Genomic DNA, 21012 nt, shown 5'->3' with positions numbered 1-21012 from the left:
TTCGCAATGTGTTGGGCGGAGCGATCATGACCCCGGCAGCGCCCTGAGCCATTACCTCGTGGGTCAGTGCGCGCATGGCTGAAAAAGCAGCCATGTGAGCATGGCTGCGCGGAGGCCAGGGGAGGTCAGATGCTGCTGATCAGTCCGCCGTCGATGCGGATTACGGAGCCGGTTAGATAGCCAGCCTTTGCACTGGCGAGAAACGCTACTACGTCGCCATATTCATGCGGCTGACCATAACGCCCCACGGCAATCGCTGCGGTGCTTTCCTTGCTGACTTCCTCCACGGAGCGCCCCTCCCGTTTTGCCTTGGCTTCGTCCAGAAAGGTAATTCGGCCGGTTGCGATTCGACCTGGCAATACGATATTTACAGTGATGCCATCCCCGCCTACTTCACGCGCCAAGGTTTTAGACCATCCTACAAGTGCCAGTCGCAACGAGTTCGAGATACCGAGATTCGGGATGGGAGACACCACGCCGGATGAGGTGCTAGTGATGACTCGTCCCCAGCCGCGTTGACGCATGCTTGGAAGCACTCTGTCCGTAATCTTTATCACGGACAGAACCATGCTATTGAATTGCTCTGACCAGAGGCCCGCATCTTGACTATGAGAGGTTGTGGGAGGCGGCCCTCCTGTGTTGTTCACCAGAATATCGACCGGGCCGTACTCTGCTTCGATGGCCTTGATATTGGGATCAATAACATCCAGGTGCGCCAGATCCCAGGCCAACGCGAAGGCTTGAAAGCCGGCTTCAGTAATCAGCGCTACCGTTTTCTGCGCTGCGTCCAAACTGATGTCGGCGACCGCGATTCTTACCCCTTCCTTTGCCAGTGACAGTGCAATGGCACTGCCCAATCCACCGCCGCCACCCAATACAAGCGCGGTTTTGTTACTCAACTCCAGATCCATTTCATTGCCCTGTTTCAGACTCGATTATGAGCCAAGTGAATCGGATAGTGATCGGCCCGAACATGATGTGCTCTGCTCAAACCCACTACTTTCATGCGATGCACTTCAATGTAACGCCGTGGAGTTGATAGGATATAATCAAATTTTTCAGTGCTAATTGATAGAAAGGATCGATCATGCGGTTGTCGTTACAGCAAATTGAAACCTTCTACTGGGCTGCGCGTCTTGGTGGCTTTCACGCAGCCGCGCGACACCAGCACCTTACACAACCGACCATCTCGGCTCGCATTCAGGAGCTTGAGGCGCAATTGGGCGTCAAGCTTTTTGATCGAGAGCGCGCACGTAGCGGCTTGACCCTCATTGGGCATGAAGCTCTCGCTCAGGCGGAGCAGATTCTCAATCTGGCAGACAAGTTCAGTCGTCTTGCCGAAATCAGCGATCCTATGCGCGGGCTGCTGCGGGTGGGCGTGAATGAGAGTGTTGCGATGTTTGGTCTGTCCGAAATTCTCACTCAGGTCAAAGCTCGATACCCAGACCTGCACATTGAAATCACTGTGGATGTAGGTGCCCACTTATCTCGCAAAATGGCCGCGCGCGAATTGGACATCGCCGTACACAACAACCCCTCCAACGTCAGACATGTGGTAGAACGCACTATTGGCACCTCAAATCTGCACTGGGTGGCCTCCCCAGCCCTGGTTTCTGGCCATGCAGTAGCTCCAGAGCAACTGGCTACACTCCCAGTTATTACGGTGTCGGAGCCGTCCACCAATCATGCTCTGGTCATGAAGTGGTTCCATGACGTCGGAGTTGTGTGCCGGAACGTCAGTTCGTGTAATTCGCTGTCCACGATGCTACAGCTTGTGGCAGGGGGTCATGGAGTGGCCGTAATGTCCTCCGCATTCCTTTCCCAACCGCTGAGTGCTGGTGAGGTACGAACTCTCAACCTCAAACAGAAATTGAAGCAGGAAAAGTTTTTGGTGGCATATCAGGAGGAGCGCTCGGGGGAGGGGGTTGATTGGATGGTCGGGATGATCGAGGAGGTCTTGAAAAAGAGCGCTGTGGTGCTTTGAGTGGCTCGGTAGCTAGGCTGCTAAAAGTGCTGCTTAGGCACTGTACGAAATTTCGCGAATGGACTCAATCAGAGGGGCTACTAACTTTTCGTAGTCAACACGCATGTGTTTTGTGTCTTCGCGAACTAATTGCGGGTAAACCTTAGCCATTATCTTAAAGCGCATTTTTATTACTCGGTCAAAACTTCAAATAATTAACAAAGACATGTGCTGCTGATATAACTCAGCGCTGCGTATATTGACTTGTTTGTGATTTTTCAAATACCACGAGTGTTAAGTGTTCAATTTTTTTGGTAGTCAGTCGGGCTTCAATAGATTTATGCAGGAGGCTGTCAGTTATCTCGTACTGAGTCGCGAAGTCTGCCAGATCCTTGAGAGATCGGTGTTTACTCTGTTTTAAGCTAACGCCAATGACGTAGCCCGCGCAGGCAAGGCACAGAAACGAAAAACCCCGTCACCAGGGCGGGGTTTCTCGTTAAGACGTCTGACTCAGCGATACGCGGTGTCTGAAATCAGAACACGACGCCTTGGCTGCGCAGGTAGTCATCGTATGTGCCGCTAAAGTCGATCACACCGCTTGGGCTCAACTCGATGATGCGAGTGGCCAGCGACGATACGAACTCGCGGTCATGGCTGACGAAGACCAGAGTGCCAGGGTAGTTCTCGAGCGCCAGGTTCAGCGCTTCGATGGATTCCATGTCCAAGTGGTTGGTTGGTTCGTCCATGATCAGCACGTTTGGCTTTTGCAGGATCAGCTTGCCGAACAGCATACGGCCTTGCTCACCACCGGAAATCACTTTGACCGATTTCAGGATGTCATCGTTCGAGAACAGCATGCGGCCCAAGGTGCCTCGAATCATTTGCTCGCCTTGAGTCCATTGCCCCATCCAGTCAAACAGGGTTACGTCGTCTTCAAAGTCATGAGCGTGATCCTGAGCGTAGTAGCCCAGTTCAGCGGACTCAGTCCACTTGATCGTGCCGGCATCCGGTGTCAGCTCATTGACCATGGTGCGCAGCAAGGTCGTTTTACCGATACCGTTCGGGCCAATGATTGCGACGCGCTCACCGGCTTCGACGGTAAAGCTGAAGTCTTTAAACAGCGTCTTTCCATCAAAGCCTTTAGCCATGCGTTCAACAATGACGGCCTGGCGGTGCAGCTTTTTAGTCTGCTCGAAACGGATGAACGGGCTGACACGGCTCGAAGGTTTGACCTCGGCCAGCGTGATCTTGTCGATCGCCTTGGCGCGGGAGCTGGCCTGCTTGGATTTAGAGGCGTTGGCCGAGAAACGGCTGACGAACGCTTGCAGTTCGTTGATCTGAGCTTTCTTCTTGGCGTTTTCTGACAGCAGTTGTTCGCGTGATTGGGTCGCGACAGTCATGTACTCGTCATAGTTGCCCGGGAACAGGCGCAGTTCGCCGTAGTCCAGGTCGGCCATGTGCGTGCAGACGCTGTTCAGGAAGTGTCTATCGTGAGAGATGATGATCATCAGGCTGTTGCGCTGAGTCAGAACGTTTTCCAGCCAGCGGATAGTGTTGATGTCCAAGTGGTTGGTCGGTTCGTCGAGCAGCAGCACTTCAGGATCGGAGAACAATGCCTGAGCCAGCAGAACACGCAATTTCCAGCCGGGCGATACTTCGCTCATCGGGCCGTTGTGTTGCTCAATGCCAATACCCAGACCCAGAAGCAACTCGCCTGCACGGGATTCAGCGGTGTAGCCGTCCATTTCAGCGAACTCGGTTTCGAGTTCGGCAACGGCCATGCCGTCCTCTTCAGTCATTTCTGGCAGCGAATAGATACGATCGCGCTCAGCCTTGACCTTCCACAACTCTTCGTGGCCCATGATCACGGTATCGATCACGGTGAATTCTTCGTAAGCGAACTGATCCTGGCGCAACTTACCCAGACGCACGTTCGGCTCCAGCATGACCTGACCGCCGGACGGTTCAAGGTCGCTGCCGAGGATTTTCATGAAAGTAGACTTGCCGCAGCCGTTGGCACCGATCAAACCATAACGGTTACCTGCGCCAAATTTTACTGAAACGTTCTCGAATAGCGGCTTTGCGCCGAACTGCATCGTGATGTTAGCTGTAGAGATCAATTACTTTACCTATCAATAGCTTAGAAAGCGCGTATTTGGGCTGGGATCATTTTGATACCCATTTGGAGCTTTTCAAGCTCACTCCAATCTGAGCTTGAGTTGATCCATCGCGCATAACTCGACAGCAACATTTGGACGCTGTGGCCAAGCTGCTGAGAAATAAATGCGGGGTTCATGCCAGACATGGCGCGCATTGTCGCATAGGTGTGACGACAGTTGTATGGCGGTCGGTGCCGGATAGTGAGTAACTTGAAGATCGTTGTCCCTTGTTTGGGAAGGTCGAACATCTGCTTTACGTACTCTGCGTTCGTTGTCGGGCGGAAAACAGCAGCCATCGAGAGCAAGTCCGATCCCACAGGGGATGTGCGTTAACTGACTGGCATTAGCCTTTGTGGCTGCTTTCCTTTGCCATTTTTCCGACGCTCTGCATGTATTCATGCCAATTCAAGCGCCTGCGATGCTCGCGACAAAGGGCGTCGAACGGCAGTCACTGCGGCTAGAGCAATCATTCTATGAGTGATGGCTAAATGGTATCGTTGGCATTGTTCGCCACTCATTCTACGGTTCCGACGATGAGCTTAATGATCAGCTTTGAGCAAATGGCTTTAATCCTTGAAGCGTTACCTGATCCGGCATTTATTTTGTCGCGCACTGGACGATACGTTGCGGTGCTTGGTGGGCGTGATGCGCGCTATTACCACGATGGGACCGGACTGGTCGGCTTGTATATTTCAGATCTGATCAAGCCTGAGAAGGCTAACTGGTTTCTCGAACAGATTGCTAAGGCGCTGGCCTCTCAAACGCTACTGGTGGAAGAGTACGAGCTGAGTAATCAGGATGTTAAAGGGCTGCCAGATGAAGGTCCCAAGGAGCCGATCTGGTTTGAAGGGCGCATTCAGGCCCTGAGTTTTCTCGTGAACGACGAGGAGGTGGTGCTCTGGGTCGCGAGTAATATTTCGGCCCGGCACAACCTGGAGCTCAAACTGAGGGAACTCAGTGATACCGATCAGTTGACCGGCCTTTATAACCGAAGAAAACTCGAGCATGACCTGGCGCTCCACTACGAGTCATTAGCGCGGTTTTGCATACCGACTTCCATCTGCATGTTTGATCTGGATAACCTCAAGCAAATCAACGACACAAAGGGGCATCACGTAGGGGATGAGATGATCCAGGCGGTCGCCAATATTTGTCGTTCGACGCTGCGCAAAAGTGACACGGCATGCCGCTTTGGGGGGGATGAGTTTGTGGTTGCTCTGCCCAATACAGGGCATGAGCAGGCTCTGCAGTTCGCCGAGCGTATGCATGATCGCTTCAATCAGGAGCTAGGGCGGTTTTCATTGGAAGCGACAGCCGTCACCGCGAGCATTGGTGTTACAACGATGATGCTCGAAGACCGATCCTATGAGGACGCGCTCAAACGAGCCGATCTTGCCCTGTACAAGGCTAAGAATATGGGCAAAAACAGAATTGTCTCGACCTGACGCTTCGTCGTCAGTCATTACCTGTCCTGCCTGTGAGCTGAGCGATTAGGCCCTGTACGACATGTATCTGCGCCAGGTTATGAAGCATTTTTGTGGTCTAAGGCTGTTTTTTAGTGCGTTATTGACGACTGATAGTTTGTCAGTAGTCATTTATGGCTGTGTCGTTTTATTGATTTAGATCCCGTACGAGTAACTCAAAAGTGCCTCTGTTAGAGCGATTAATGAATAGTGGCTTTCAAAGGGTTATAAAGCCAAAAGCGCAGGCGCGTGGTGTGCGCTATTTATTAGTGTATACACACTAAATTGTGTTTTTAACCAAGAAGCACCGAGTGTTAAACATCTGAGTTGAGCGTTTTTAGGGTCGTTGATAACGACTGTCAGCCAATAGCATTCGGTAAATACGATGGCGTCTAAAGGCTGAAAGAGGCTGTTTTCTCTGGCACAGCTTGGTTTTTTTCTGGGCCGGCAATCGTTAAAACACGGGGTTTCATCAGTATGAAGCAGCAAAAACGGGGCGAACACGGTCAAGCTTCGTCACATTCTTCAATGGGGCCGATAGCTGCATGCCTATGTTGTTACGTGTGAGGGCTGGCCGATTTTAGTGGAACTTATCGACGAATACGGTTTTTCTGCCAACTAATATTGCTGTGAAATGTTCCCGTATCGCCTCTCAAAACATAGAGTGTCGCTCTGTAAATGGCGGTAAGTCTGGAGCATTGTAAGCTGCGGATTTTGCGGTAGGCCCATACCCAACCGCGTTTTGGTTTGTTCTGCATTTTATCTGTCTCACAAGGACATTATCGTTTGCTCAGATGCTAGCGCCGGAAGATTACACTTATTGGTGCGTGTCAATCCAGACTTTAGCTATCTTTACAAAGTGATGGTGTAATAGCTACGTTATATATTGTCTGGCTTGTTCGGCGGCAACTAATTAGGGCTGTTAGTTGCTCTAGTCTTGAATGCTATTAGCAGTGACCAATATGTGAGATTTCAGCGGGTTAAGGCGTGAATGAACTGAGCATTCAAATACCGTCAAAATAGTTATCCAGGCCAGCGCATTTTCAGGTGTTCGGTCAGGTAGTTGATGAAGGCGTTCACTTTTGGGGTCATGGCAGCGCGATCTTGCACGCAGGCATAGATGTCGAGGGGCTCAGCCCCGGATTCTGTCGGCGCATGGCTGTGCAGCAGAGGGATCAGTTGGCCCGATTCAATGTACGGCGCTGCGATGTATTCAGCCACGCGCGCAATGCCTGCACCGTGTACGGCCATCTGTGCGAGGGCATCGATGTCGTCGCTGATAGCCGTTATGTTGAGTGCCGCGTAATAGTGTTGCCCATTGTTGAAAAACCCCCAGCGCAGAAATCGTCCGTCCAGAGGGTAGCGAAACCCAAGGCAGGCGTGTTGTTGCAGTTCTTCGGGGGAACTGGGCCAGCCAGCGCGTTCGAGGTAAGCGGGGGAGGCGCAGACGATAAACGGTACTGATGCGATTTTGCGCGCAATGATTGCGTCTTCCAGTTGTGGCTTGATGCGCAGGCTTAGGTCTATGCCGTCCTGGATGTGATTGATTCTATTGTCGGTGGTGCTGAGTTCGATTGTCAGGCGCGGGTAGCGTGTCGCGAAGCCTGCAATCAGAGGCGCCAGTACGTGTCGGCCAAAAGCTGTGGTCGATGCGATGCAAAGTCGTCCTTGAAACTCGGCATCGTTGTGGCTGATGGCTCTGTGCGCGGACTCCAGATCCGAAGCGATGTGCTGCACTTTTGCGTAATACACCGCACCGTTTTCGGTGAGCGCCATGCTACGGGTGGTACGTTGCAGCAGACGCGTTCCCAGGTGTGTTTCCAGGCGATTGAGGGTCTGACTGACGGCGGCGGCACTGATGCCCAGGTTTTTTGCGGCCCCTGCGATAGAACCCGCTTCAACCACTTTGATAAAGCTGGTAATTGCCGCGAACAGATCCATGTTTTGATCCCCAAATAAATGTATTCGTAAGATCTGCTTTATAAACAAACTGGAAATGGCCGTCTAGTTCAGTGTTTTTGATCTTGTTATGGTGGAGCTTCCCCGAAAAACAAAGACTCAAAAGGCCTGAAATGGACTCTAAAAACACCTCAAACACCCTGTTGTCTAGCCGGCCACGGCTTTCCGTTCGAACATCTCCGTATGTCTTTGCGTTTTACATGTCCGCCATCATGGCCTTTTTGATGTCGCTGGTCATTACGGCCGCAAACACTGGGATTGATGCGGATTACCTAAGCAATACGTTGAATGCCTATCGGCTGGCGATGCCTGTCGCTTTCCTGTGCATTCTTGTGGTGCGTCCCATCGTTGTCAGGCTTGTAACCATGACGGTTCATCCGCATCGTTAAACGGTGTTGTTTTAAAGCCAATATTTGGGATAGCTGCCCTTGTTGCGTGCGTTGTTCAGGCACACAGCAATGGCAACTATCACGATTGAGCCGACCAATACGGGTGTGATCAAAAAGCTCCAGGGCGCACCGGCTGTGATAACGACCAACGGGTTGGCTCCAGCGGGGGCATGCACTGTGCGTGTTTGCTGCATGGCAACCAACGCCAGCCCCACGGCCAGTGCGCAAGCCCACCATTCATTACCCAGCGTGTGTAACACCGCTAACCCGACCACTGTAGAAATGAGGTGCCCGCCAATAATGCTGCGTGGCTGGGCCAAGGGTGAGTCAGGCACGCCGAAGGCAAGCACGCAACTGGCGCCAAAAGAGGCCATCAACCAAGGTGTCCCGCTAATCAGGCTAAGCCAGCCTGTTGCGCCAATGGCCATGACTACACCCATAAATGAAATAGCGCTGAATCGCAGGCTAGGCGCTGGCGGTGCGCTTGATTTAGGCAGACGAATGATAGGCATAGCAGTGACTCGCTGAGGATGTTGCACAAGGATACCGATCGGTTTACCTGCAAGTCAACCGTTCGGTATACACTCGGCGTACTTACTTGAAAGGGATGGCGTCATGAGCACTTCAGATGTGATCACCAGGGCAGCGCTGGCGTTGTTCTATCAGCAGGGGTTTCATGCCTCAGGGGTGGAACAGTTGAGTCAGGTGGCAGGCGTTACCAAAAAGACCTTGTATCGGCATTTTCCAAGCAAGGAGCACTTGGTTGAAGCGGCTTTGCAACTGCGTCATGTGGAGTTTATGGGCCAGATGCGAAACGCCGTAGAGTCAGCGCCGGCACTGGAGCAGCCGCAGGCCTACATTGACTACATTGCGAACTGGGTTGAGTCGTCAGGCTTTAATGGCTGTGCTTTTATCAATGCCTCAGCCGAATACAGTGCTCATGCCGCAGCCCCTCACTTGTTGGCCAGTCAGCACAAAAAAGAAGTACTGGCTTACTTGGAGGGTGTTTGTTCGCAAGCAGGTTTAAATCAATCGCCTCAGGTTGCATTGCAACTCTTTATCATTGGCGAGGGTCTGATTGTTGCGACACAAGTGAGTGGCATATCGCCAGAACGGCTGTCGGCGGCGAGAGAAATGGTAGCGCTGCTGTGCCACAGGGCGTCGGCTAAGTAATCTTTCTGGTTCGATGAACAGCTAAAAACCTCTGCCGTGGTTGATTCAATAACGGCCTGCTGCCTGTCGGTTACAGGCATTTTTTGACCTGCAACAAGAGCGCTTCAGTAAAAGGCTGCTTAACTGCTTCAAGTAATTTGAGGGCTGCTGGTCACGGAGTACTGATTGGTAGCCGCTGCTGATTCTTGAACTGCTAAAGGAAGGCTGTCATGAAAGCGCTCACCTATCAGGGCCCCGGCAAAAAAGACTGGGCCGAGATCCCAAAACCAGTCGTCGATAAACCCACCGACGCCATTATCCGCATTGTGCACACCACTATTTGCGGCACTGATTTGCATATTCTCAAGGGCGATGTGCCTGAGGTCACGGCGGGCAGGGTTTTAGGGCATGAAGGGGTAGGGATCGTAGAAGAAGTGGGCTCTGCGGTTCGCAACTTTAAAGCCGGCGACCATGTGCTGATTTCTTGTATCACCTCGTGCGGCAGTTGTGCCAATTGTCGCCGTCAAATGTACTCGCACTGCGCCGATGGCGGCTGGATCTTGGGGCATTTGATCGACGGCACCCAAGCCCAATATGTGCGTATTCCTCACGCGGATAACAGCTTGTACCCGGTCCCTGCGGGTGCCGATGAAGAAGCGCTGGTCATGTTGAGCGATATTTTGCCAACCGGTTTTGAGATTGGCGTTCTGGCGGGCAAAGTCAAACCGGGCGACAGTGTGGTGATTGTGGGGGCAGGGCCGGTAGGCATGGCTGCTTTGTTGACGGCACAGTTTTACTCGCCTGCGACCTTGATCGTGGTGGACGGTGACGCCAACCGGCTTGAAGTTGCCAAGCGGTTTGGGGCCACGGATGTCATCGATATCAATACAGAGAATGCCGTTGAGCGGATTTTCGAGTTGACTGACGGTGTGGGTGTCGATGTGGCTATTGAAGCCGTGGGCATTCCCGCTTCCTTTGACACATGCCAATCGGTGATTGCACCAGGTGGCAGTATTGCTAACGTCGGTGTGCATGGCAAAAGCGTTGAACTGCACCTCGAAAAGCTGTGGATCCAGAACGTCACTATCTCGACCGGCCTGGTGAATACCAACACCACACCCATGCTGTTGAAGACACTGCAGTCGGGCAAGATTGATGCGGGGCAGCTCATCACGCATCGCTTTGAGCTGAACGACATTCTTAAGGCGTACGAAGTGTTTGGTAATGCGGCCAAGGAAAAAGCCATGAAGGTGATCCTGACTCAATAACCCTTCAGGTTCACGCCTTTAATAGTGTTTGGCTTTTATATTGAAGGTGTGAGCCCGTGGAGAGGTAGAGGCCGTTTAATTATTAAATCGGGTGATTATTTAGTTGCCGGTTTAACGGTGCTTGGCAACTATTAATGGATTGTTTTATCGGCTTTCCAGTGCTTTGTTTTATATGGGTTTTAGGCAGTATTAATGGCCATCGGTTTGACAGATTCGGTATCGGAACCTATGGTTTTCGGCGGCAGAACACACGTAACTTTCATCTTTGAAAATAGGGAAATATTCATATGAAAAAGCACATTCTGATGATTGGCGCAGCCGGTTTGGTAGCGATGTCGACCTTGGCTCAGGCGGATGCCAAACAACCCGTCTCGAAGTGGACTTGCGCCGATTTTCTGGCCATCGATGAAAGCTTCCGACCTACCGCTGTGGGCTTGGGCGAAGCCGTCAACAAAAGCGGCAAGGTAGAAGATGCTGTGCTGGACGTTGATGGCGTTGCAAAAATCACCCCGCTGGTGGTCACTGCTTGCGAGAAAGACAAGAGCACAGGCTTTGTGCAAAAGCTGAAAGAAGAGTGGAGCAAGGTCAAAAAAGACGTCTGACATCCTCTCAGCCTGCACTTTCCTCAAGTGCAGGCTCCTTCCTCTGTCGGCCTGAACGCTCGCTCGAGCCAAAAACATCGGCACTTTTCTTGAATTTCCTGCGCTGCTCGCCCTCTACATAAAAACCTGACCGCATTGTGCGGCCGGATGACGTAGTAGACTGCCTTCGTTTTATCTCTTTTTGTTGGGGAATCTTATGTTAATCAGGTCATTAGCCGAGCTTGATCGCATTCGTGACGAATGTAAGTCCATGGTCACCAAACGCTCGGCCGTTTCGGCTGGGGCTGCGGCTATCCCGTTGCCGGGCCTTGATCTGGGCACCGACGTGGCGTTGCTGGTGGAGATGCTGCCCGCGATCAACAGCAAGTTCGGTCTGACCCCGCATCAAATCGAGCAGATGGACTCGCGCTCAAAGCGTTTGATTGTGGTGGCGGTCAGCAGCATTGGCAGTGAAGTGATCGGCAAGTTCATCAGCCGCACGCTTGTCATGTCATTGGTGAAAAAAATGGGCACCAAAGTGGCGACCAAGTCAGTGGTTCGCTTCGTCCCGTTTGTGGGGCAGGCGGTGGCTGCGACCATCAGCTTTGGGGTGATGAGAATGGTCGGCAACGGCCATATCGAGGACTGTTACCAGGTTTGCCGCCAAGCCTTGCTGGAAGAGGCCAGGCAGTCGACCGTGATCGTTATCGGGCCTGAAACCGACGACTGATCAGGGCGGGGCAACTTCAGGGCGGTGTTAACTGGCCGTTGCCGCCGTCCGGCAACAAGATGTGACATTTAACTCTTCGTGTATTGCATGCTCGCTGGATTAAAAACGAACCGGATTGGCAAACTGCACTCCAAGCCGTACAGGTTTTCTGGAAATGGAGCATGTGATGATCCGCTCGCGATTCAGTGTTTTAGGGCTATTAGTACTGTCTGGCCTGGCCGTTCACGCAGTGGCTCAAGTGCAGCCAGACGTTTTTTCAGGCCATGACCGTTTGCCAGCCACAGTCTTGCTCGCGCAGAACGGGTTAACGCCCGGTGTGACGCCAAACGACACTGCAATTCGGCGCATAAACCCCAACAGTCGGCAGGGCACCGGCCCCGATCCGGCCACTGTGCCCGGGCTGCCTACCGTGCCACGTGCGGCCAGGCCTTCTATCGAGAACGGGCAAATCGGCAATGGTTACCCGCGAAACCCTCCCATCCCCAAAACCCTTCAGCCCACGGCACCTTCGTTACAGCCCAGAGATCAGCGTTAATCGAAAAAGGACAATCGGATGTTGAAAAAGACCGTTCTGGCCACGTTACTGGCTTCTTCTTTAATAACGCTCACGGCTCACGCCCAGACAGGGGCTGAGCAGTCATTCAAGTCGGACCTCGGAACCGTTACCGCCACCACCGTGGCTCAAGGGCTTGATCATCCTTGGGCGCTGGCTTTTTTGCCCGGCAGTCAGGGCATCTTGGTCACTGAGCGCCCCGGCAATCTGCGCTGGGTGAGCCCGCAAGGCAAAGTCTCGGCTCCCTTGTCGGGTGTGCCTCAGGTCTGGGCCAATGGTCAGGGTGGTTTGCTGGATGTGGTCTTGTCCCCGGATTTTGTTAAAGACCGGATGGTGTATTTGTCGTTCGCCGAGGGCGGCAAAGACGGTAAGGCTGGAACCGCCGTTGGCCGGGGGCGTTTGTCTGCCGACTTGAGCAAACTGAACGACTTTGAAGTGATCTTCCGCCAGGAACCCAAACTCTCGACCGGCAACCATTTCGGTTCTCGGCTGGTATTTGATCGCGATGGTTACCTGTTTATTGTCTTGGGGGAAAACAACCAGCGGGCGACAGCCCAAGACCTCGACAAACTGCAGGGCAAAGTGGTGCGCATTTACCCCGACGGGCGTATTCCGGATGACAACCCTTTTGTCGGTCAGACGAATGTGAAGCCCGAGATTTGGTCGTATGGTCATCGCAACCAGCAGGGGGCGGCCCTGAATCCCTGGACCGGCACGCTCTGGACGCATGAGCACGGCCCCAAGGGCGGTGATGAAATCAATCTGATCGAGCGCGGCAAAAACTACGGCTGGCCGCTTGCTACCCATGGCATTGATTATTCCTCTGCGCCGATCCCGGAAGCGAAAGGCAAAGAGGTCGAAGGTACTGTCGGCCCCCATCATGTCTGGCAGAAGTCGCCCGGCATCAGCGGGATGACGTTTTACGATGGAGACCGCTTCAAGCCTTGGCAGCACAACCTGTTTATCGGTGCCTTGGCTGACAAAGATCTGATTCGGCTACAACTGGAGGGGGACAAGGTGGTGCACGAAGAGCGCTTGCTCGGCGGCTTGAATGCGCGTATCCGCGATGTTCGGCAAAGCCCGGACGGTTATGTGTATGTGCTGACCGATGAAGACAATGGCGCGTTGTATCGCATTGGCTTGCAATAGACGGTGCTGAAAGCGGCCAGACTGCTGCCTGGCCGCCCCGCGGATTTACACGGGTTACTCGCGGGCAGCCTGTTTGACCTGCTTGGAAGCCGACCAGATCCGATAGCGCACCTCAATGTCCTTGGGGACGTAGAGCACAATCGGCAACTTGCTGTTGTAACGCAGCATAAAGCCATCACCGACCACCGGTACAAAATCCGGGTGTGGCTTGCCATCCGGGCAGGCCATCATGGTACTTAGCGGCCCGCTGACTTTATTGAGGCGGTACATCGGGTAGCCCCAGCCCTTGAGCGTCTTTTCTTCCAGCTTGCCGCTCAAACGCTGCTGATTGCAGTCAACCTGGAGTGTTTTGCCCGCGATGATCTGGACCTTGTAGTCGTCTTCATTCTTTTGCGAGGGCAGGTGAATGACCTGGCGGCTGAAGCCCGCCTCGGCTTTAGGGTAGGGCGCCACATCTTCCAGTTTGGCGGCGTTGGCCACGCTGCACAGCGTACTCAACGAGAGTGTCAGGGCCGCGCTGATAACGAGTGGTTTCATGCTGCTTCCTTTTTCCAGAGCTTAAAAATACGCATCCTTTGAATCATTGCAGACGCACTGAATTGACGCATTTTTGCCATGAGCGGGAACAGGATGCAAATTCCGCCGTCAGACAAACCAGAGAAATCTGACAAGAATCAATTGATACGTAGTGTCAGGACAATTGCTTCGCGCCAATCTCGAAGTGCCAGTAAACTGCGTTTTTTCCTCCGAATCATTTATTTCCCGAGGTTTTGCATGACACTCAGTCCTCTTGCGGGCAAACCGGCTCCAGTTCAACGGCTGGTAGACATTCCGCGACTGGTGACCGCTTATTACACCGGTCAACCCGATGCAGCGATCTCCACTCAGCGTGTCGCCTTTGGGACCTCCGGGCATCGTGGCACTTCGTTTGAGCTGAGTTTCAATGAGTGGCATGTGCTGGCCATCAGTCAGGCCATTTGCCTGTACCGTCAGTCCAAGGGTATCAATGGGCCGCTGTTTGTCGGCATCGATACCCACGCACTGTCGACGCCGGCAGGTGCTAGCGCGCTGGAAGTGTTTGCCGCCAATGGCGTCGACACCATGATTGCTGCAAACGACGAGTACACCCCGACTCCGGCCGTTTCTCACGCGATCATCTGCTACAACCGTGGCCGCACGTCAGGGCTGGCCGATGGCGTGGTGATTACCCCGTCGCACAACCCGCCGGAAAGCGGTGGCTTCAAGTACAACCCGCCCAATGGTGGACCGGCGGACACCGATGTCACCAAATGGATCGAAGCCAAGGCCAACGAACTGCTGGCGGCCAAGCTCGCCGGGGTTAAACGCATCAGCTATGAGCAGGCTTTAAAAGCCAGCACCACGCATCGCCACGACTACCTGAACACCTACGTCGCTGACCTGAAAAACGTAATCGACATGGACACCCTGCGCGGTGCCAACTTGCGCCTGGGTGTTGACCCGCTGGGCGGTGCAGGTGTGCGTTACTGGTCTGCCATTGGCGAGCAATACGGCCTGAATCTGGAAGTGGTGAACACCTCGGTCGATCCGACGTTCCGCTTCATGTGCATGGATTGGGATGGACGCATCCGCATGGACCCGTCCTCCAGCTATGCGATGCAAGGCCTGATCGGTCTCAAGGATCGTTTCGACGTGGCTTTTGCCTGCGATCCGGACCACGATCGCCACGGCATCGTGACACCATCGGGAGGGCTGTTGGCACCGAACAACTACCTGGCGGTGTCGATTGACTACCTGTTCCAGAATCGCCCGAACTGGCGCGCGGATGCGGCTGTGGGCAAAACCGTGGTCAGCAGTGGTTTGATTGACCGTGTGGCTGCGCGTTTGGACCGTCGCCTGTACGAAGTACCGGTGGGTTTCAAATGGTTTGCCGATGGTCTGTTCGACGGTTCGCTGGGTTTTGGCGGTGAAGAAAGCGCTGGAGCCTCGTTCCTGCGTCTGGACGGCAGCGTCTGGTCGACTGATAAGGATGGTTTGATCCCGTCGTTGCTGGCCGCAGAAATGACGGCGCGCACAGGCCGCGATCCTTCGCAGCTGTATCAGAAAATGACCGAAGAGCTGGGCCTGCCGTTCTCGACCCGCGTTGACGCCAAGGCGACGGCGCAGCAGAAGGCCTTGCTTGGCAAGTTGTCACCGGAGCAAGTCAAGTCGACGACGCTGGCAGGTGAAGCGATTACCCAAATCCTCAGTCATGCGCCGGGCAATAATCAGGCGATTGGCGGGCTTAAGGTCATGACTGAGAACGGTTGGTTTGCTGCTCGTCCTTCGGGCACCGAAGACATCTACAAAATCTACGCCGAGAGTTTTATCGGCGACGAGCACCTCGGCCGTCTGGTTGAAGAAGCTCAAGTGCTGGTCGATAAAGCCATCAGCTAAGGCAACGCCTTAAAAGACTGGCCCCGCAATGGGGCCAGTCCGGCTTTATCCCGATCAGGCTCGTGCTACACCGCGCACGGCGCTTCGATTTCCTGACAGGCATCCACCCACTGCGCATTAACCAGCTCTGCCATACGCATCGGACTAATTCGCACAGCCGTGTGAGTGTCGCCCGCAGCGGGCATCACTTCAGTAAAGGCTTGCAGGGAAATATCGCAATACACCGGCAGGTCAGTGGCCAAACCAAATGGGCAGACGCCGCCGACGGGGTGGCTGGTCAGCGCGACGACGGTTTCGGCATCGAGCATCTTGGCTTTGCTGCCTAACGCGTTTTTGATTTTCTTGTTATCAATGCGCGCATCGCCGCGTGCCACCAGCAGCACATTGCGCTCACCGACACGAAAAGCCAGGGTTTTGGCAATTTGCCCGGGTTCAACCCCATGTGCTTCAGCCGCCAAGGCAACGGTCGCCGTGCTGGTAGTCAATTCGATGATGTGCAAATCAGGGGCGTTGGCGTTGAAGAACGCGCGTACCGATTCAAGGCTCATTGGGGTCTGCTCGCTGGGCAAAACCTTGAATCTAGTAAAGCTGATGGCGCACTGTCAATGCGCCATCGGGTGGGGGCAGGTTTTAGATGTCCAGTACGATCTTGCCGAAATGCTGGTTGGTTTCCTGGTATTGGAACGCCGCAACAATCTCGGTCAGCGGGAAGTGACGATCAATGACCGGGCGCATGCCCGTGGCATTGATGGCACGCACCATGTCTTGTTGCTGGCTGCGGCTGCCGACCAAGACGCCTTGTAGGCGTACTTGCTTGATCAATGCGGGTACGAAGTTCATTTGGCCTGCCACGCCGCTCAAAATGCCAATGATCGAGATATGCCCGGCGACGCGCACGGCAATCATCGACTGCTCAAGCGTCGAAGGGCCGCCGACTTCAATCACGTGATCCACGCCGCGGCCGCCAGTCAGTGCGCGGGCAGTCTCGCCCCAGTTCGTGTCTTTGCGGTAGTTGACCACGTGATCAGCGCCCAATGCTTTCAGGCGCTCGAGTTTCTCGTCGCTGGAGGAGGTGGCAATGACTGTCGCACCTGCCATTTTGGCGAACTGCAACGCGAAAATCGAAACACCGCCCGTGCCTTGGACCAGAACGGTGTCACCCGGCTTGAGCGAATCATCGGACATCAGCGCACGCCAAGCGGTGAGGCCGGCGGTGGTCAGCGTGGCGGCTTCAGCATGGCTGTAACCGATTGGCGACAAAGTGAAAGACGTGGCCTTGGCCGTCACCTGTTCACGAGCGTAGCCGTCAATGCCGTCACCGGGCACGGTGACAAAACCTTCGACCAGCGGCGTGCCATCAATCCACTCCGGGAAGAAGGTGCTGACCACCGAATCACCGACCTTGAATTCGCTGACCTCAGTGCCGACCGCAATCACTTCGCCCGCGCCGTCAGCCATGGGAATGCGCTGCTCAGTCGGGCCCCACATGCCGCTCACAACAGCGAAGTCATGGTAGTTCAGCGAGTTGGCGTACAGGCGCACAGTGATCTCGTCACTCGCTGGGACACGTACTTCACTGTTGCCGACCACAACATTGTTATAGCCGCCGCCAGGTTGGACGAAGATAGTTTTAGTGCTCATGGGGCTTCCTCATATTTTTACATTGCGCGAAATAACGAAATGATTGGTTAAAAATTACAACTCGATTTTCAGCCTAGCGGCAAAGTCAGCTATCGCCTGTTCATTACGTCGGTAGTAAGTCCATTTGCCGATGCGCGTCGTCAGCACGAAGCCGGCGCGTTGCAAAATGGCCAGGTGTGCAGAGGCGGTAGAAGGGGATAGCCCGGCTTTGTGCTGCAAATGGGTCACGCACACACCAATCGCCGGATCACCGTGATCCTGAGGCGGGAAATGACTGAGCGGGTCTTTGAGCCACTCCATCATTTGCATGCGAGTGTCATTACCCAGTGCTTTGAGCTGTTCGAGAATCATGGGTGGCGATATTACGCTTTTTTACGAAATGATCAACCCGCGATGCTGCCAGGCTCTTTGTAGCCGCTGCCGCAGGCTGCGATAAGGGCCGCAGGGCCTTCGCTTTTGAGGGCTGTTCCCCACCTCAGCAACGATTACCTTTGCCCGCGACAACCCGCCGCAGGTGGGCCGCAAGTTTTGCAATTGCAGGATCAATCCTGTATTTGTGGCGCCATTGAGCCTGGGTCAAGGCTCGTCTGCTTATGCCGTTCGTTTTATGAACCTGCCCATCAGGAACCATGATGCCTAACCAGTTCCCTTCCGTTCGTCCCCGCCGTCTGCGCCGTACCCAAACCTTGCGCGACCTGTTCCAGGAAACCGAATTCAGCCTGAATGACCTGGTGTTGCCGATTTTCGTTGAAGAAGAAATTGACGACTTTGTGCCGATTACCAGCATGCCGGGTGTGATGCGTATTCCTGAGTCTAAGCTGGCTGGCGAAATTGAGCGTTATGCCCGCGCTGGCATCAAGTCGGTCATGGCGTTCGGGGTATCGCATCATTTGGACGCGACCGGTAGCGACTCATGGCGCGAAGACGGTCTGGTGTCGCGCATGGCGCGCATCTGCAAAGATACCGCCCCGGAAATGATCGTGATGAGCGACACCTGTTTCTGTGAGTACACCTCTCACGGCCATTGCGGCGTGATGCACGACCACGGCGTGGACAACGACGCGACCCTGATCAATCTGGGCAAGCAAGCCGTGGCTGCAGCAGCGGCGGGCGCTGATTTCATTTCGCCATCGGCGGCCATGGACGGTCAGGTGCAAGCGATCCGTAGCGCCCTGGACGCAGCCGGATTTATCGACACCTCGATCATGGCGTACTCCACCAAGTTTGCTTCGGCGCTTTACGGCCCGTTCCGCGAAGCAGGCGGCAGCGCACTCAAAGGTGATCGCAAGTCGTACCAGATGAACCCGATGAACCGCCGCGAAGCCATCCGCGAATCGTTGCTCGACGAGCAGGAAGGCGCAGACGTGCTGATGGTCAAGCCTGCTGGCGCGTATCTGGACATCATTCGTGATGTACGCGAAGCCTCGCGCTTGCCATTGGCGGCGTATCAGGTGAGCGGTGAATACGCGATGATCAAGTTCGGCGCATTGGCCGGTGCCATCGACGAAGACCGTGTGGTGCGTGAAAGCCTGGGCTCGATCAAGCGCGCTGGTGCTGACATGATCCTGACGTACTTTGCGATGGACCTTGCGCTGCAAGGGATTTGAAATCAGCAGCAAGTACCCACGGCGCTGCGGCGTGAGTCGCAGCGCCATCCCTAAACAAGGAGATTAGGCATGCAGAGCGCTCGACTCGAACGTATTTTGATCACCAATGACGATGGCATTGATGCGCCAGGGCTTGAAGCGCTTGAGGCAGTGGCTCGAGAACTGGCAGACGAAGTCTGGGTGGTTGCACCCGATCATGACCAGAGCGGTATTTCCACGGCCATCAGCATTCATCACCCGTTGCGGGTGACGGCGCGCGGCGAACGGCGCTTTTCGGTCTCCGGAACACCTGCCGACTGTGTCGCTGTAGCCTTGCGTCAACTGATGGATACACCGCCGCAGTTATTGCTTTCGGGCATTAACAAAGGCGCCAATCTGGGGGTTGAAACCCTGTTCTCCGGAACCGTGGGGGCCGCGATGACCGGTCTGTTGATGGGGGTTCCTTCAATCGCCCTGAGCCAGTTTTTTACCCGCCGCGATTCCGTGCGCTGGGACACGGCACGTACGCTGGCACCCGGGGTTATTCGTCAGTTGCTAGGCAAGGGCTGGGAGCAATCGGCCTGCCTGAACATCAACTTTCCAGACGTGCCGGCCGCCGACGCCGGGCCGTTGCAGATAACCCGCCAGGGTATTGGCCGCATGGACGGGGTGAATGTGCATGAGCGCGAGGACTATCGCGAAGCCTACTACTATTGGCTCAACATCACTCGCCATGGTCATCCCGAAGCCCAGGACACTGAAACCCAAGTGGTCACCCAAGGCGGTATTTCAGTGACCCCCCTGGAGTTCGATCGCACCGCCTTGAGTTTGCGCGAGCAACTGCAACAGGCCATTAAACCTGACTAAGCCCAGTGTGCCGGGTCATCTGCGATGGCCTGGTGCTGTTCCAGCATTTGCGGGATTTCGGTTTTCAAAAATTCGACCCAGGTTTTGACTTTGGCATCCAGAAAGCGGCGCGAAGGGTAGAGCGCATAGATGCTTTTTTCATGCAGGCGGTGATGGGGCAGCAGGCGTACGAGCGCGCCGCTCAGATAAGAGCCCATGGCCACATAGTCGGGCATCAGGCACACACCAAGCCCGGACTCTGCTGCTTTGGCCATGGCCTCGGCAACGTTGACGCGAAACACCTCGCCCGGACGAATCGATTGCTCGCCTTGTTCCGTGCGAAACGTCCAGCTGTCCGTGAACAACGGGTCAACCAGATGCAGACAGCGGTGCTCGCTTAGCTCTTCGGGTGTCTGCGGAATGCCGTGCTTGTGCAGATACGAAGGGGCGGCACTGATCACGCTGTAAATACTGCCCAGTTGCTGGCCTACCAACTCAGAGTCGGGGAGTTGGGCAGACAGGGTAATCACCACATCATGGCCTTCCTCCAGCAAGTCGGGCTGACGCTGAGACAGGGTCAAGTCGACGTTGACCTGAGGGTACAAATCCGCGTACTTGGCTATCAACGGTGCCAACAGCTGGATACCGATACCGGTGGTGGACTGCACGCGTAAATGACCGCGTGGAATCAGATGTGCGCCACCGGCTTCGGCGTTGGCATCATCGACCTCTCCCAGAATCAGGCGGCAGCGCTCCAGGTAACGCATGCCGACTTCGGTCAATGCCAAACGGCGTGTGCTGCGCTGCAACAGCCGCGCTTGCAGTGAAGATTCCAATTCAGACAGTAAACGCGAGGTTTGGGCGGTGGAGTATCCCAGCGCCTGAGCGGCTGCGGTAAAACTGCCCGTTTCGACCACGCGCACGAAAACTCGCATTGCCTGAAAAATATCCATGCTTATTGTTACTCCACACGTAAGCGTGTTGTTGTGTGAGGGCGATAATTACACAGACTGCAGAAACGCCATGATTATTCTTTTACATTCTGTAATGAACTTTATGGAAAACAATAGGTTAGGGGCGTGTTTTGGTCGGATCAGCTTTGCACGTTGTTCTAGATGCCTTGATTTATCCATCGTATGTGCTTGATTCTTAAGCGCT

Annotated in this window: 21 protein-coding genes and 1 pseudogene; 12 read left to right on the top strand and 10 right to left on the bottom strand. The window is 54.5% G+C overall.

Going from position 1 to position 21012, the window contains the following annotated elements:
* Positions 1-125: 125 nt before the first annotated feature.
* Positions 126-911, bottom strand: coding sequence for an SDR family oxidoreductase (locus RHM56_RS13365; protein ID WP_322232801.1), 786 nt, complete (start codon positions 909-911; stop codon positions 126-128).
* Between the two features lie 176 nt (positions 912-1087).
* Here RHM56_RS13365 and RHM56_RS13360 point away from each other — a divergent pair, with 176 nt between their 5' ends.
* Positions 1088-1984 carry a LysR family transcriptional regulator gene (locus RHM56_RS13360; protein WP_322232799.1) on the top strand — a complete coding sequence of 299 codons (897 nt, stop codon included), beginning with the start codon at positions 1088-1090 and terminating at the stop codon, positions 1982-1984.
* A gap of 512 nt (positions 1985-2496) precedes the next feature.
* On the opposite strand, the gene RHM56_RS13355 is transcribed toward RHM56_RS13360, so the two are convergent.
* Both RHM56_RS13355 and RHM56_RS13350 read right to left on the bottom strand, forming a co-directional pair.
* Positions 2497-4083 carry an ABC-F family ATPase gene (locus tag RHM56_RS13355; protein ID WP_322232796.1) on the bottom strand — a complete coding sequence of 529 codons (1587 nt, stop codon included), beginning with the start codon at positions 4081-4083 and terminating at the stop codon, positions 2497-2499.
* Between the two features lie 20 nt (positions 4084-4103).
* Positions 4104-4409: pseudogene (locus RHM56_RS13350) on the bottom strand (site-specific integrase); the annotation flags it as partial.
* A gap of 246 nt (positions 4410-4655) precedes the next feature.
* Here RHM56_RS13350 and RHM56_RS13345 point away from each other — a divergent pair.
* A complete protein-coding gene (locus RHM56_RS13345) occupies positions 4656-5567 on the top strand; it encodes a GGDEF domain-containing protein (RefSeq protein ID WP_322232794.1) in 912 nt (303 codons plus the stop codon).
* Positions 5568-6608: 1041 nt separating this feature from the next.
* On the opposite strand, the gene RHM56_RS13340 is transcribed toward RHM56_RS13345, so the two are convergent.
* Positions 6609-7526 carry a LysR family transcriptional regulator gene (locus RHM56_RS13340; RefSeq protein ID WP_322232792.1) on the bottom strand — a complete coding sequence of 306 codons (918 nt, stop codon included), beginning with the start codon at positions 7524-7526 and terminating at the stop codon, positions 6609-6611.
* A 131-nt stretch (positions 7527-7657) separates the two neighbouring features.
* Here RHM56_RS13340 and RHM56_RS13335 point away from each other — a divergent pair, with 131 nt between their 5' ends.
* A complete protein-coding gene (locus RHM56_RS13335; protein ID WP_322232790.1) occupies positions 7658-7933 on the top strand; it encodes a DUF2798 domain-containing protein in 276 nt (91 codons plus the stop codon).
* A gap of 11 nt (positions 7934-7944) precedes the next feature.
* Here RHM56_RS13335 and RHM56_RS13330 read toward each other — a convergent pair whose 3' ends face one another.
* Complete coding sequence (locus tag RHM56_RS13330; protein WP_322232788.1) at positions 7945-8445, bottom strand: HPP family protein; 501 nt, start codon at positions 8443-8445, stop codon at positions 7945-7947.
* Between the two features lie 103 nt (positions 8446-8548).
* On the opposite strand from RHM56_RS13330, the gene RHM56_RS13325 reads away from it, so the two are divergent.
* The 6 genes from RHM56_RS13325 (at position 8549) to RHM56_RS13300 (ending at position 13366) form a co-directional block, all read left to right on the top strand.
* On the top strand, positions 8549-9106 hold the full coding sequence (locus RHM56_RS13325; RefSeq protein ID WP_322232786.1) for a helix-turn-helix domain-containing protein: 558 nt from the start codon (positions 8549-8551) through the stop codon (positions 9104-9106).
* A gap of 209 nt (positions 9107-9315) precedes the next feature.
* Positions 9316-10353, top strand: coding sequence for a zinc-dependent alcohol dehydrogenase family protein (locus tag RHM56_RS13320; RefSeq protein WP_322232785.1), 1038 nt, complete (start codon positions 9316-9318; stop codon positions 10351-10353).
* Positions 10354-10640: 287 nt separating this feature from the next.
* The gene (hdeA, locus tag RHM56_RS13315) at positions 10641-10955 is read left to right on the top strand and encodes an acid-activated periplasmic chaperone HdeA (RefSeq protein ID WP_322232783.1); all 315 of its coding nucleotides are present in this window, start codon (positions 10641-10643) and stop codon (positions 10953-10955) included.
* Positions 10956-11205: 250 nt separating this feature from the next.
* A complete protein-coding gene (locus RHM56_RS13310) occupies positions 11206-11664 on the top strand; it encodes a hypothetical protein (protein ID WP_322232781.1) in 459 nt (152 codons plus the stop codon).
* A gap of 166 nt (positions 11665-11830) precedes the next feature.
* Positions 11831-12199, top strand: a complete 369-nt coding sequence (locus RHM56_RS13305) for a hypothetical protein (protein WP_322232779.1) — start codon at positions 11831-11833, stop codon at positions 12197-12199.
* Positions 12200-12217: 18 nt separating this feature from the next.
* Positions 12218-13366, top strand: a complete 1149-nt coding sequence (locus tag RHM56_RS13300; protein ID WP_322232777.1) for a PQQ-dependent sugar dehydrogenase — start codon at positions 12218-12220, stop codon at positions 13364-13366.
* A gap of 54 nt (positions 13367-13420) precedes the next feature.
* On the opposite strand, the gene eco is transcribed toward RHM56_RS13300, so the two are convergent.
* Positions 13421-13903, bottom strand: a complete 483-nt coding sequence (gene eco, locus RHM56_RS13295) for a serine protease inhibitor ecotin (RefSeq protein ID WP_322232775.1) — start codon at positions 13901-13903, stop codon at positions 13421-13423.
* Between the two features lie 237 nt (positions 13904-14140).
* On the opposite strand from eco, the gene pgm reads away from it, so the two are divergent.
* A complete protein-coding gene (pgm, locus tag RHM56_RS13290) occupies positions 14141-15781 on the top strand; it encodes a phosphoglucomutase (alpha-D-glucose-1,6-bisphosphate-dependent) (protein ID WP_322232772.1) in 1641 nt (546 codons plus the stop codon).
* A gap of 65 nt (positions 15782-15846) precedes the next feature.
* Here pgm and RHM56_RS13285 read toward each other — a convergent pair whose 3' ends face one another.
* The 3 genes from RHM56_RS13285 to RHM56_RS13275 form a co-directional block, all read right to left on the bottom strand.
* Positions 15847-16329, bottom strand: coding sequence for a YbaK/EbsC family protein (locus RHM56_RS13285; RefSeq protein ID WP_322232770.1), 483 nt, complete (start codon positions 16327-16329; stop codon positions 15847-15849).
* Positions 16330-16411: 82 nt separating this feature from the next.
* Positions 16412-17422, bottom strand: a complete 1011-nt coding sequence (locus RHM56_RS13280) for an NAD(P)-dependent alcohol dehydrogenase (RefSeq protein ID WP_322232768.1) — start codon at positions 17420-17422, stop codon at positions 16412-16414.
* 54 nt (positions 17423-17476) lie between these two features.
* The gene (locus RHM56_RS13275) at positions 17477-17773 is read right to left on the bottom strand and encodes a metalloregulator ArsR/SmtB family transcription factor (RefSeq protein WP_322232766.1); all 297 of its coding nucleotides are present in this window, start codon (positions 17771-17773) and stop codon (positions 17477-17479) included.
* Between the two features lie 281 nt (positions 17774-18054).
* Here RHM56_RS13275 and hemB point away from each other — a divergent pair, with 281 nt between their 5' ends.
* The gene (hemB, locus tag RHM56_RS13270) at positions 18055-19029 is read left to right on the top strand and encodes a porphobilinogen synthase (RefSeq protein WP_322232763.1); all 975 of its coding nucleotides are present in this window, start codon (positions 18055-18057) and stop codon (positions 19027-19029) included.
* Positions 19030-19098: 69 nt separating this feature from the next.
* Entirely contained in the window at positions 19099-19875 is a 777-nt protein-coding gene (gene surE, locus RHM56_RS13265; protein ID WP_322232761.1) for a 5'/3'-nucleotidase SurE, read from the top strand.
* Here surE and RHM56_RS13260 read toward each other — a convergent pair.
* Complete coding sequence (locus RHM56_RS13260; protein WP_322232759.1) at positions 19872-20807, bottom strand: LysR family transcriptional regulator; 936 nt, start codon at positions 20805-20807, stop codon at positions 19872-19874. The genes surE and RHM56_RS13260 overlap by 4 nt on opposite strands.
* Positions 20808-21012 lie beyond the last annotated feature (205 nt).

The organism is Pseudomonas sp. CCC3.1, from assembly GCF_034347405.1.
Classification (GTDB): Bacteria; Pseudomonadota; Gammaproteobacteria; order Pseudomonadales; family Pseudomonadaceae; genus Aquipseudomonas.
The sequence above is the reverse complement of the archived record's forward strand: the minus strand, read 5'-3'. Positions and strand labels throughout refer to the sequence as shown.

Excerpts from the sequence above, each read along its gene's own strand:
- RHM56_RS13365 (WP_322232801.1), bottom strand. The coding sequence starts at position 911 with ATGGATCTGGAGTTGAGTAACAAAACCGCGCTTGTATTGGGTGGCGGC.
- RHM56_RS13260 (WP_322232759.1), bottom strand. The coding sequence starts at position 20,807 with ATGGATATTTTTCAGGCAATGCGAGTTTTCGTGCGCGTGGTCGAAACG.
- RHM56_RS13280 (WP_322232768.1), bottom strand. The coding sequence starts at position 17,422 with ATGAGCACTAAAACTATCTTCGTCCAACCTGGCGGCGGCTATAACAAT.
- RHM56_RS13275 (WP_322232766.1), bottom strand. The coding sequence starts at position 17,773 with ATGATTCTCGAACAGCTCAAAGCACTGGGTAATGACACTCGCATGCAA.
- RHM56_RS13340 (WP_322232792.1), bottom strand. The coding sequence starts at position 7,526 with ATGGATCTGTTCGCGGCAATTACCAGCTTTATCAAAGTGGTTGAAGCG.
- RHM56_RS13335 (WP_322232790.1), top strand. The coding sequence starts at position 7,658 with ATGGACTCTAAAAACACCTCAAACACCCTGTTGTCTAGCCGGCCACGG.
- RHM56_RS13305 (WP_322232779.1), top strand. The coding sequence starts at position 11,831 with ATGATCCGCTCGCGATTCAGTGTTTTAGGGCTATTAGTACTGTCTGGC.
- RHM56_RS13360 (WP_322232799.1), top strand. The coding sequence starts at position 1,088 with ATGCGGTTGTCGTTACAGCAAATTGAAACCTTCTACTGGGCTGCGCGT.
- pgm (WP_322232772.1), top strand. The coding sequence starts at position 14,141 with ATGACACTCAGTCCTCTTGCGGGCAAACCGGCTCCAGTTCAACGGCTG.
- RHM56_RS13300 (WP_322232777.1), top strand. The coding sequence starts at position 12,218 with ATGTTGAAAAAGACCGTTCTGGCCACGTTACTGGCTTCTTCTTTAATA.
- RHM56_RS13320 (WP_322232785.1), top strand. The coding sequence starts at position 9,316 with ATGAAAGCGCTCACCTATCAGGGCCCCGGCAAAAAAGACTGGGCCGAG.
- RHM56_RS13325 (WP_322232786.1), top strand. The coding sequence starts at position 8,549 with ATGAGCACTTCAGATGTGATCACCAGGGCAGCGCTGGCGTTGTTCTAT.
- RHM56_RS13345 (WP_322232794.1), top strand. The coding sequence starts at position 4,656 with ATGAGCTTAATGATCAGCTTTGAGCAAATGGCTTTAATCCTTGAAGCG.
- RHM56_RS13310 (WP_322232781.1), top strand. The coding sequence starts at position 11,206 with ATGGTCACCAAACGCTCGGCCGTTTCGGCTGGGGCTGCGGCTATCCCG.
- RHM56_RS13285 (WP_322232770.1), bottom strand. The coding sequence starts at position 16,329 with ATGAGCCTTGAATCGGTACGCGCGTTCTTCAACGCCAACGCCCCTGAT.
- eco (WP_322232775.1), bottom strand. The coding sequence starts at position 13,903 with ATGAAACCACTCGTTATCAGCGCGGCCCTGACACTCTCGTTGAGTACG.
- hemB (WP_322232763.1), top strand. The coding sequence starts at position 18,055 with ATGCCTAACCAGTTCCCTTCCGTTCGTCCCCGCCGTCTGCGCCGTACC.
- RHM56_RS13330 (WP_322232788.1), bottom strand. The coding sequence starts at position 8,445 with ATGCCTATCATTCGTCTGCCTAAATCAAGCGCACCGCCAGCGCCTAGC.
- surE (WP_322232761.1), top strand. The coding sequence starts at position 19,099 with ATGCAGAGCGCTCGACTCGAACGTATTTTGATCACCAATGACGATGGC.
- hdeA (WP_322232783.1), top strand. The coding sequence starts at position 10,641 with ATGAAAAAGCACATTCTGATGATTGGCGCAGCCGGTTTGGTAGCGATG.